The organism is Ruegeria sp. BG11 (assembly GCF_056538565.1).
The window spans coordinates 1-10,437 of the sequence record NZ_JBQFTH010000004.1; the positions used below are offsets into that span (position 1 = coordinate 1).

A 10,437-nucleotide genomic window follows, 5' to 3' on the forward strand; every position below is an offset into this window, starting at 1 on the left:
GATCGCAACGAGACCAGAGGCTTCGGGATCACGATGCTCGTAAAACCATTTATGCCAGGCATGAATCTTGGGCAGTAGATTAGCAAGCCGCTTATGCGCTAGAACTTTGTCTTCCGAGCGATCTGATCGTCCAGTTCAATTGCTCGCTTGGCCGCTTCAGTCGCGGCAATCAACGTGTCCTGAGGGGTATCTGACCACTGAAAGAAGAATATCGTTCCCAGCGCGCGGGCCAACAGGCTGTGCGCTGCCGCGAATTCCGGGTCCGCAGCGATGGCGGACTGTGCAAACGTCACCGCGTCCTGCTGAGCCTCTTGCGAAAAAACGGCCTGCCGCGCCCGACCGCGCAAATACAGATCCCATGCCCCCATGTCCTCGGTCGGTTTTTCGTGCGATCGTGCTTCGCCGGACTGATATATCTCAGGTAATAACTGACCCGCGATGGCCCTGCTTATCTCGTCCTGAACGTCAAAGACATCCGTTACTTGACGGTCAAAAACCTCGGCCCAGATGGTTTCGGCGCTGTCGACATCAATAAGTTCTCCGCTGACGCGCATCTGACCATCGGCGCGGCGGACGCTGCCGCGGACAACATAGCCAACCCCAAGGTCGCGTGCGATTTCGATTGGAGTTGCCTGATCCCTAGCGTACGAGAACATCGTCGCGCTGGATACAACGAACAGTTCCCGGTTGCGCGACAAATGCGCGATCAGGTCGTCGGTGAGACCGTCGACGAAATACTGACCCGTTCTTTCGTCCCCGATATTGTCAAACTGCACAACGGCCAAAGAGGGTTTCCCGGAGTCCGGCAATCGCTGCCGATCAGCAAATATGGAGAACGACAGCATCGCAATTGCCAAGGTCAACAGAACACCCGCAACTAGAAAGCCGCGTTTGGGCGCCTTGGCAACACGCTCAGGCGGGTCATCCGATGCAACCGGGGCCACAAATTGGAATCCGCGCTTTGGAAAGGTCTTGATGTAGTCTGAGCTTGCCGCAGTATCACCCAAGGCTTTGCGAACAGACCGAATGCGCGTGTTCAGCGCGGCATCCGTAATCGCTGCGCCGCCCCAAATCTCGTCAATGATCTCTTGCTTGCCAACAATCCTGTCTCGATTCCTGACAAGAAATTCCAGCAATTGCAGGGCCTGAGGTTCCAGAGCAACCGGTTCGCCACTGCGGTTCAATCCCTGTGTCGGATCAAGTTGGAACTCTAAGAAACGGTACATACTGAAACCTACACTCCGCCATGTCCTTGGCTCAACGAAGTTTGCAGATTGTTAGATGAATGTCAGAAAAAATCAGCTTCCGATCAAGCACGGCGTGTTCGCCGGGCGTAGCGTTTTCGGGGGTTAGCGCTCCGTAGCATTCCCTAAAGCAACAAGGAGACAAGACATGGTACAACTAAAAACACTTTGCATGACGGCCGCGTTCGCTCTGGCGGGCAGCACTGCGCTCGCTGAAACGGATCTTGAGGCGGCATTGAATAGCGGCGCCGAACGCCTCAACGCCGATCAGATCGCAGAGCTATTGATCGGAAATACTGTCACCGCCACGTCCGGAAAGAAGAGATTTCGCTTTTTCTATGACCCGAACAATGTCGTGAGCGGTGAGCTTACGAACGGTGGCTGGAGCGGTGCCGGCGCATTTGCCATCACCGATACAGATAAGGTTTGTGTTTCCATGGCCGCTGACAATGGGCGCTATCGCTGTATGACAGTGCTGCGTGTAGGGGACTCGGTCCAGAAGTTCAGCGCGGACGGAAAGCGAACTTTCGAACTGCAAAGCTTTGAACCATCTAAAGGCCTGTGAGTATTGGTTTCAAAATGGTTCTGACCCTAGATCTGCCATTTTTTTGATTAAGGAAAAATGGCAGGTACGAATTCAACGCTTTTGTTGGAAGTGCGCAGCGTACGCCTGAATTGCGCGGAAATGGTTTGTCAAAATTCGAACACTACCAGTTTCTAACCTAACGCTTGGGTCAGGCTTGCCTCCTTCGTTGGTCATGACTATCGACGCTGATCTGGTTCATATGTGGTGGATTGGAGCGGCAAGCTTGCGTGCAACGGCGGCGCCAGCCAGTGCGCACCAATCGTGTCCCCATGGCTTGATCTGCAGACCTGCAATAGTTCTCGTCACCTACAGAGGGGCGCTCAACTGACACGCTTTCATGCAGACAACTTCAAACCCTTCTGCCTTCAAACCGAACTAGAAATGTTGGCTTGACGTATCGAATTCAAAGCCAACGTACTCAATCGGAAAGCGTAGCTAAGTTACGCACATTGAATTTCCTTACCGCATCAACAGAAACCGCAACCAGGTAAGGGCAAGGTCGCAAATGCGATTGTCGTCTGGCGGCTTCACTTGACCTTACAATTCGTCAAGGAGAAAAGCTACGTGATGTTCAGGCACAACGCTCAACTTTAGTCCGGACCGGTTTACGCAGTTCTGAATTCCATCACGCGGGCAAGATGTTGTGGTTTACCCTGAACAAATTGGCCGGGTCATATATGCCCTTGATCCTAGACAGCTTGTCCCCGTTGCCGCCGTATGCCCCGGCCATGTGGTCTGCTTCGTCTTCAGGCATGAAGTTGACATACGCACTTCCGCTCGCGTGCGGTTGCATCTGGTCATAAAGCTTTCGCGCCCAATCAATACACTCGGCATCCTTGCCGGGATCTTCCCAACGCGTGTGAACATTCATGATGAAGTGAGCGGATCTCTGAGGATAAGCCGTTGAACCGGCCTCGACGCGCGCCATAGCTCCGCCCACATGGGCAATAAAAACTTCGCACGCCGGGTCAGGAAGATTTGCAATAGCGTTCAGTAAACTTGAGATCGCGTCAGAAGAAAGTTCATCTAAATCATGGCTCTTCCAATAGTTCCTAGCACCTGGTGTTAAAAGCGGGTCAAAAGCGGCCTGCCAATCTACAAACTTATGGGGAGAGATCACGTCGGCAATTGGTTCGCCAAGCGCGCGTATTGCCGCCATAGCTTTTTCACCTTCGTCCATGGGTCCGCTATAGCAGGCAGCAAAGATCAACACCTCTCGTCCATGCCACTCAGCTGGCAAAAACGGTAGAGGAGGCGCTTTCCGGATCACGCTCCAGACGGTCAGCTCATCCGGGGAATTGTCCGCAATGGCGGCAAATTCAGCGAGAAGTTCTGGAGCATTTTCTATCGGATGAACAACGAGGCCAGAGAGGACCTCGGGACCTAGCTCATGCAGTTGAAACTCGAAAGATGTCACCACACCAAAGTTTCCACCCCCTCCTCGAATGGCCCAGAAAAGCTCCGAGTGGCTTGTGGTCGAGGCGGTTACAATGGCTCCGTCCGCGGTCACGACTTCCGCAGAGAGCAAATTGTCGATCGTCATACCAAATTTTCGAGTGGTCCATCCAAAGCCGCCGCCAAGTGTGAGGCCTGCGATGCCCGTAGTCGAATTGATGCCAACGGGAACGGTAAGTGCATGTGCCTGAGTTTCGCGATCCACATCTCCTAGCAGTGCTCCTGGCGCAACCCGAGCAGTTTTGCTGACAGGGTCGACGTGAACCGACCGCATCTGGGACAAATCGAGCATGACCGTTTCATCCGCGACTGCATGTCCCGCTATCTGATGCCCACCTGACCGAATGGACATTATGAGGCCATTGTCGCGTACGAAGTTCACGGCCTTCTGCACATCGCTTGCACCCAAGGCGCGGATTACGAAACCGGGGTAACGTTCGAACATGCTATTCCACGTGGTCCTGGCATCTTCGTATTCCGGGGTGCTTTTGTTGTAGACCGCGCCGCGAAGCGACAAATCAAGAGCGTCTAAAGCGTCTTGGTTCACAGTTGCCGTACTACCATCAAGTGTTTTTAGATCAAACATGCATTGGCCTCCCTATTGTCAGGTCGGGCTTCTTGCAGGGCTGCCTCAGTTAACTAATGACTACGTCGCGTTGCCTCGCGAAGACGTTTCACTGAATTAGGTAAAATACGATGCTGATTAGGCGAAAACTGCCGGATCAATCCGATCCACAGGCGTTATCACATCGGCGGGAATGTTCAGGCGTTCGGCCGCCTTTCTCAGGCTTTCCTCATCCGGGGCTTCGTACAAGCAGTAGGTTTTGCGCTTGTCTGCGCTGAGAAACGAAAAAATCCACTCGACGCCGACTTCGTCATTGATCTCTTTGATGTGAATCTTGTCATCGTCTGTGACGTTGAGCTGCTCGGCGAAATTTCTTTCAATTATGTACCTTGGCATAAAGTCCCCCAAACCAGATTAACTACCTTAACTCGCTACTCCTTCGAGCTTTGACCTAAGGGAAACCATACTCAATTTCTGTGAAATTGCCAACGCTTCCCCTTCCAGTTGAAACGCCTGTTCCACATCATTCTGGCGCCCGCGTCGTCTTAGTGCCGTTGCATATGCCGCCTTGCTGTGCGCGACCCAAGGGGGGCATTTCATGCGCGTGTCAATTTCTATGGCCTTCTCGAACATCTTCTCAGCGGCATCCCAGTCCTTCAGAACCGTAGCCAGACGTCCGAGGCGTCGCGCAGCGGCGCCGGTGCACACTGTAGTAGCCCCAGCGGTGATCGTCAGGTCTTCATAAGGAGCAAGCATTCCATAGAGTGTCTTGGCGTGTTCCTGATGCTCAATGGCGACACATATGTCAGCCAGATAGGACAATGTCGTTGAATACATGGCGTCGGGGGGAAGATCGAAGCCATTGGCAGCCATTTCATTCAGTATTCGTTCGGCGGGTTCTTTGTATCCAAGCTCCGCAGCGATAAGACCAAAACCGGGCTTCCATGAAATGTCTTCGGGGCTGTCTGTCATCAGTTTCTTGATCACAGGCGCGACCTCGTGCAGTCGGTTTTGTTCGCGGCGGATCGTGAACATTTGAACTCCAAAGACGCCCTCAACATGTTCGCCGTGGGTCTTTCGGCCAATTTTCACCGCCTCTGTGGCGTGTTTCTCAGCTTGCTCAAAATCGCCGTCCATAATTGCAACCATGGCGCGTGCGTGTTTCTGAACCCAATAGAGCTGCAGATGATTATCCTTTTCCGAAATTTCGGTAAGCAAACCCAAAGAATGGTCCATCAACTCACGATCGGCCATCTCGGCGCCTACAAACAAGCTCAGAGTTCGGTCCCGTCCTTGATCGATACTACCAAGATGCTCGGCCACACTATGCATAGCCTCCAGATTTTCGCGCCAATGGCGGGCTTCTCTCCCCTTACGCGCAACGAATGGGGCCCCAAAATGCATCATCATTACCGAGAACTGGGATTTATAGTCTCCCAGTTTTGCGGCCAGCTCCATGGACTGCTGGCCGAAACGCGCACCTTCGGAGAACTGACCGACGAACATGTGCGCGCGCGCGAGTTGGCTCATCAATCTGCACCGACGGACTTCATCAGCATCGGGCAAGTCTTTTAATGCATTGTCGCAAAGATTGATTGCTTCATTGTGCCTTTCGCTGGACATCATGCATGAGTCAGCGAAATGGTTGGCCGCGTCAGCGGCCAACTCCACATCGTGCACCGCCCGCGCCGCGTTGGAGGCGTCTTTTAGAACTGCAATCCCTTCAGGCAATTGACCCAGGCTGTCGTGGCTGCGGCCAACAAGGATCTTGCCTTGGATTAATTCTGTTTTGGAGATTGAGCCAAGTTTTTCAGCAGCTTGCAGCGTTTCTCTGGCGTTCGTCATCGCCTCTTGGCTGGCAGACCGCGCCAACGCCATTTCTGTCGCAATTTGCCATTTTTCGAACGCAGCCCTCCAATCCTCAGCTTCTGATAGGTGACGGGCGACCAGTTCGGGGCGACGCGCGATCTCGGCGGACCTTGTCTGTATCAACGCACGCGCCACATCTGCGTGTTGTTGTTTTCGAGTTGAGCTTAGCATGGACTGATAGGCAGTATCGCGGATAAGGGCATGACGGAATACAAAGTGCCCGCGATTGTGACCGCTTTCGAAGATTATGCCTGTTCGCGAAAGTTCTTCGAGGCAATTGTTGATATCAGAATCTTCAAGACGCATCGCCGCATTCAAAATGCTCGGCTCAAACTCTCTGCCAATAACAGACCCTGTTAGCGCGACCTGTTTTGCCTTAGGCGAAACCGCATCAAGACGCGCCATCAACGCGCCTTTCAGAGACGAGGGTATGTGGATTTGCCCTTGCTCACCCGCCTCCACAATCGTTCGCGTCAATTCCTCCACGAACAAAGGTACACCGTCGGTCTTTTCAATGATTTTGGCAATCAAGGCATCGTCCGGTTTCTTCCCTGTGATATTTTCGACGAGGTGTGAAACATGCGCAGAATCGAACCGGCGCAGTACAAGAGACTGAACGTGCGTGCCCCCGTCCTCGCGGGCCAATTCCCACCCAGGCCTGTGGGTAATCAAGATCATAAGAGGAAGGTCGCTGGATATCGACTTAAAACGCTCCAACAAGGCTTGTGTGGAAGGATCAATCCAATGCGCATCTTCTACACACAGAACAACTGGGCACACGTCTGATCGCACCTGCACTGTGTGAATCAAAGTTTGGATTGTCATGTCGCGCTGCTCCTGCGGCGACATCTCGAGCACCTTTTGGGCCAGCGCACTACGAGGTGCAACCAAAGCTGCGAAGACAGGTAGAACTTGTTCCCAGTCCAGTCCCGGCCGTCCTTCCAGCATCTTCTTGACATGTTCAAGGATCAGATTGTCATCAAAGTCCGGTTCGACACCTGCGTCCTGGGATATCCGTTGGGCAACCGGATGAAAGGGGCTACTGCTGAGATAAGGAGAACAATTCAGCCTTATGATATCTCCCTGGTCGTTCGCGGTGGTATCTGCGAGGAATTCCTCTGTAAGTCGCGATTTCCCAATCCCGGCTTCACCGGACAGCAGCACAACCTCTCCATGACCATTCTGGGCACGTTGCCATGATTGCAGCAGAATACCCTTTTCGTAGTCCCGGCCGATCATAACACTGTCGACATCATCGCGATGTGCGGCCCAAAACCGGCTTTCCGCACTGCGTTCTGACACCACTTTCAGTAGAGTACGGGGTTTTGCAAAACCCTTCAGTTCTTTTTTCCCAAGAGACTTGTATTCAAATATCCGATGCAACGCTGTCTCGGTTTCCTCCGCCGACAACACGACCGAGTTTGGTTCCGCAAATTCTTGAATCCGCGCCGCAAGATTGACAACCGGACCCGTCATGGCCCCTTCTTCATATGTGTTTTCACCGATATTATCGCCGACAACGACATCACCACTCGCAATGCCCAGCCTTACTGACAAGCGCTCGCCGTCCGGGGTTTTGAGTTCGCCAACGCGATGAACGGCCTCAAGACCGGCTTTGATCGCCCGAATTGCGTGATCTTCGTAGGCCCTTGGCCAGCCAAAAAACACGAGAAGACCGTCGCCCAAGTATTTTGCAACATAGCCACCATATCGACTTACGACGCCCGCAACGGCGTCTTGGTAGTTCTGTAGCAAGTCCCGCATATCTTCGGGGTCAAAACGATTGGTGAGTTCCGTCGAGCCGACGAGATCGGCAAACAAAACGGTTACGTGGCGCTTCTCAGCAGTGGCCGGCTCACCATGCTTACTTTTGAGCGGATCGTCACTTTGTGAATGATTTGATATGGGCGCGTTTGCGTTTTCCGGCGGGTGTTCACGGGATGCTTGTGGCGATGAAGTTGCGCGTTGCTGGCCGATTAGCTCTTGCACTGCGGCGAGGATGATCTTGCGGTGGCCAAGGCTCACCCCGAGCTCTTTTAAGTCGTCGTCTGACAGAAGTGGCAAAACTCGCGCATCGATATCATTTGCCGCAAAAACATCTGCGTACTGGCTCAGTTCGAGATCTTTCAACCACTTTATAATTTCGACCGACATCTTTGGATCATGCTGGGATACGCATCACTAATCAAGAATACGCATTCAAAACGGGATGACCTTGAATGAATAGCTGCAGAATATCTTTACCTTCAGATCAACCGAGTAGGTCGGTTCTTGCCCCAGCATTCCAGAATTGCGCAACTTGCCAATTAGCTGCACGTATTTGATGATTTTTCTTTGAAGAGAGATATTTCTACGATGTGCGAGTGCGCGCGGCACTAGGCCATACTAGCGCATTGAATGTGTCCTTTTGTGGACCGCAACGCCTCATATATAAACTAAGCTACGAAATGCAGCGTTGGGCCAACCGTGCGAGCGACCCGTTAGCGTTAGATCTCCATAGTTTCGGCGATTGCTAAGGCATCCTCGAGTTCGACGCCAAGATATCGAACTATGCTGTCCATCTTGGTATGGCCGAGAAGAAGCTGAACCGCTCTAAGTTTCCGGTCTTCTTGTAGATCTGAGTGACCTTGGTTCTCCTTATTGAGTGGTTGCCGTATGCGCTCGCCTCAAGACCGATCAACGTGACCCAGTCTCGCACAATCCGCGCGTATTGACGCGTCGATATGAGTAATCGCTCATGAAATCGGCCGTGCCAAAGGTATTCTGAACCGACCATGAGTTCGTCTTCCATCCATTTTCCCAATAGAGGCACGTGTGCCCTCGGGTATTTCGAAGCGCACAGGTTTCTGCGTCTTGCTTTGCAGTACAGAAGCCCCTTCCATGATATGACCCGACGCCATGACATCGGCCACCTTCAACTTCACCAGATCGCAGCCCCCGAGCTTACTGTCGTTCGCCGTGTTGAAGAGCGCCAGATCGCGATAGATTTCGGCAAGTTCGAGACGTACTCGAATCGCCGAGACGTGTTTTGGATTAAGAGGGTGTTTATTCGCCTACAATACGCCTTTGATTCCAGGCTGCGCGAAGTGCTCGAATGGTAGGTAACTTTGGGGCCTCCATGGTTGATCCTCTGGTCCGCCATGCCCGCCCACAACGACAACCCGACGTTGTCGCAATACAATATCAAAGGATGCTGCATGCTGCTCGAATGACAGTTAAGCACAGAAAGAGGACTCTTCAATTCCTAACAATATCTAGTCCCTAATTACCTGGCCAAAATGAAATCTTTGGGCGAAAAACAAAGCTGTGAGCGCACCCGCACCCGACGCGAATGCGCTTACAACATTGAATGAATGGTCATAGCGCATGGATGTCGAACGGATCGGAGAAACCTTTGATCCTAGTGCCGACAAATGTCTCCAGTACATTAACCGTTTCCAACAGATCGCAGGTTTCTTGATCAACCAGAATTCGACTTCCAGTTTTCTGCGTTTCTGCTTCCAGGCGAGCAGCAAGGTTTACGGTCGATCCGATACAAGTATACGTCGCCCTGTTGTCTGTACCGGCATAACCAGCGACGACTTCTCCAGTCGCTATTCCGATACCGATTTTTAGGTCACTTTTCCCTTCCGAGCGCCGTTCGAGATTTAATATCTCAATCATGTTGTGCATTTCATGCCCTGCCGCCACTGCGCTTTGCGCGGAGTTGGACAGCGACTGCGGAACTCCGAACAGAGCCATCAAACCGTCTCCCAACATCAGGCTGACAATCCCGCCATTGCTGGTAACAGCCTCGAACATCAGCGTGTAGAAAGTGTTGAGCAGGTCGATTGTTTCCTCGGGAGCGAGATCTTCCGATAGGGTCGTGAAGCCGCGAATGTCACAGAAAAGGACCGAAGCGTTGGCACGTTTGCCTCCTATCGCAAAACCGGATTCTTGCAGGTCTTGTGCAACCTCCGTTGTTGCAAAGCGCTCTAGCAGTCTCTTTTGTTCGTCCCTGAGCCTTTTCTTTTCAAGACCGCTGGAGACGCGTGCACTGAGGAGTGTCTTATTGACTGGTTTTGGCAGGTAGTCTTCAGCGCCCAATTCAATGCACCGCACGACATTGTCCAGACCCTCAACAGAAGACGTTACAATTACCGGCAGATCGCGCAGGTCGGTGTCGGATTTGACAGCTTCCAAAACCTGAAAGCCGTCCATTTCCGGCATTTCGATATCCAGTAGAAGCAAGTCAAACGGCTGGCTAGACAGCATCTCCATAGCAACCCGGCCGTTTTCCGCGACCGATGCTTGGTGACCCAAAAGCTCTACGCTGCGCGACAAAAGCAAGCGGTTCACCTTGTTGTCGTCGACGATGAGCAAATGGCCGGGAGCGTCAGTCATCAATCAGACTCCGTAAAGCCGTGGCCGCAGTGGTGAGGGCTGTCTCCAACGCCGTCGCATCTTTTAGGTCTCCAGCCTCGGGCAGTTCTCCAAGCTCGACTTTCTTGGCCAGTTCGGCAAGAGCCGTCGCACCAAATGTGTTGGCGTTTGACTTGATAGAATGCGCAGCACGCCGGTAACGGTCGGCATCGGCCGCAGCCGCAGCCGCTTTCAATTCGTCAATCATGCCGGGCGCTTCGTCGAGAAAGGTGTTCACAAGTTCGGCTGCAAATTCTTCGCCTGTGGCGTCTTTAAGCTCTGCCAAGATTTCATGATCAATTGGGCTGTCAGTCATG

General features: G+C 52.7%; 7 protein-coding genes and 2 pseudogenes. 1 reads left to right on the forward strand and 8 read right to left on the reverse strand.

The annotated features are described in order from the left end of the window. Positions 1-87: pseudogene (locus tag ACR0JF_RS07780) on the reverse strand (MGH1-like glycoside hydrolase domain-containing protein); the annotation flags it as partial. Positions 88-98: 11 nt separating this feature from the next. Further along, entirely contained in the window at positions 99-1,226 is a 1,128-nt protein-coding gene (locus ACR0JF_RS07785) for a winged helix-turn-helix domain-containing protein (RefSeq protein WP_170659191.1), read from the reverse strand. A 166-nt stretch (positions 1,227-1,392) separates the two neighbouring features. Here ACR0JF_RS07785 and ACR0JF_RS07790 point away from each other — a divergent pair, with 166 nt between their 5' ends. Next, complete coding sequence (locus ACR0JF_RS07790) at positions 1,393-1,809, forward strand: hypothetical protein (RefSeq protein WP_170659190.1); 417 nt, start codon at positions 1,393-1,395, stop codon at positions 1,807-1,809. 646 nt (positions 1,810-2,455) lie between these two features. Here ACR0JF_RS07790 and ACR0JF_RS07795 read toward each other — a convergent pair. The 6 genes and pseudogenes from ACR0JF_RS07795 to ACR0JF_RS07820 all read right to left on the reverse strand — a co-directional run bounded on the left by ACR0JF_RS07795 (position 2,456) and on the right by ACR0JF_RS07820 (position 10,436). Further along, positions 2,456-3,871 carry an FAD-binding oxidoreductase gene (locus ACR0JF_RS07795; RefSeq protein WP_170659189.1) on the reverse strand — a complete coding sequence of 472 codons (1,416 nt, stop codon included), beginning with the start codon at positions 3,869-3,871 and terminating at the stop codon, positions 2,456-2,458. Between the two features lie 117 nt (positions 3,872-3,988). After that, positions 3,989-4,246 carry a DUF4242 domain-containing protein gene (locus tag ACR0JF_RS07800; protein ID WP_170659188.1) on the reverse strand — a complete coding sequence of 86 codons (258 nt, stop codon included), beginning with the start codon at positions 4,244-4,246 and terminating at the stop codon, positions 3,989-3,991. Between the two features lie 27 nt (positions 4,247-4,273). Continuing rightward, positions 4,274-7,873, reverse strand: coding sequence for an adenylate/guanylate cyclase domain-containing protein (locus tag ACR0JF_RS07805; RefSeq protein ID WP_170659187.1), 3,600 nt, complete (start codon positions 7,871-7,873; stop codon positions 4,274-4,276). A 332-nt stretch (positions 7,874-8,205) separates the two neighbouring features. Then, positions 8,206-8,839: pseudogene (locus tag ACR0JF_RS07810) on the reverse strand (tyrosine-type recombinase/integrase). Positions 8,840-9,076: 237 nt separating this feature from the next. After that, the gene (locus ACR0JF_RS07815; RefSeq protein WP_170380065.1) at positions 9,077-10,102 is read right to left on the reverse strand and encodes a response regulator; all 1,026 of its coding nucleotides are present in this window, start codon (positions 10,100-10,102) and stop codon (positions 9,077-9,079) included. Then, positions 10,095-10,436: an Hpt domain-containing protein gene (locus ACR0JF_RS07820; protein ID WP_170380064.1), complete on the reverse strand. Its 342-nt coding sequence runs from the start codon at positions 10,434-10,436 to the stop codon at positions 10,095-10,097. The genes ACR0JF_RS07815 and ACR0JF_RS07820 overlap by 8 nt, the downstream gene beginning before the upstream one ends. Between the last annotated feature and the right edge of the window lies 1 nt (position 10,437).

Coding starts and splice junctions, on each gene's coding strand:
- ACR0JF_RS07815 (WP_170380065.1), bottom strand. CDS start 10,102: ATGACTGACGCTCCCGGCCATTTGCTCATCGTCGACGACAACAAGGTG.
- ACR0JF_RS07785 (WP_170659191.1), bottom strand. CDS start 1,226: ATGTACCGTTTCTTAGAGTTCCAACTTGATCCGACACAGGGATTGAAC.
- ACR0JF_RS07795 (WP_170659189.1), bottom strand. CDS start 3,871: ATGTTTGATCTAAAAACACTTGATGGTAGTACGGCAACTGTGAACCAA.
- ACR0JF_RS07800 (WP_170659188.1), bottom strand. CDS start 4,246: ATGCCAAGGTACATAATTGAAAGAAATTTCGCCGAGCAGCTCAACGTC.
- ACR0JF_RS07790 (WP_170659190.1), top strand. CDS start 1,393: ATGGTACAACTAAAAACACTTTGCATGACGGCCGCGTTCGCTCTGGCG.
- ACR0JF_RS07820 (WP_170380064.1), bottom strand. CDS start 10,436: ATGACTGACAGCCCAATTGATCATGAAATCTTGGCAGAGCTTAAAGAC.
- ACR0JF_RS07805 (WP_170659187.1), bottom strand. CDS start 7,873: ATGTCGGTCGAAATTATAAAGTGGTTGAAAGATCTCGAACTGAGCCAG.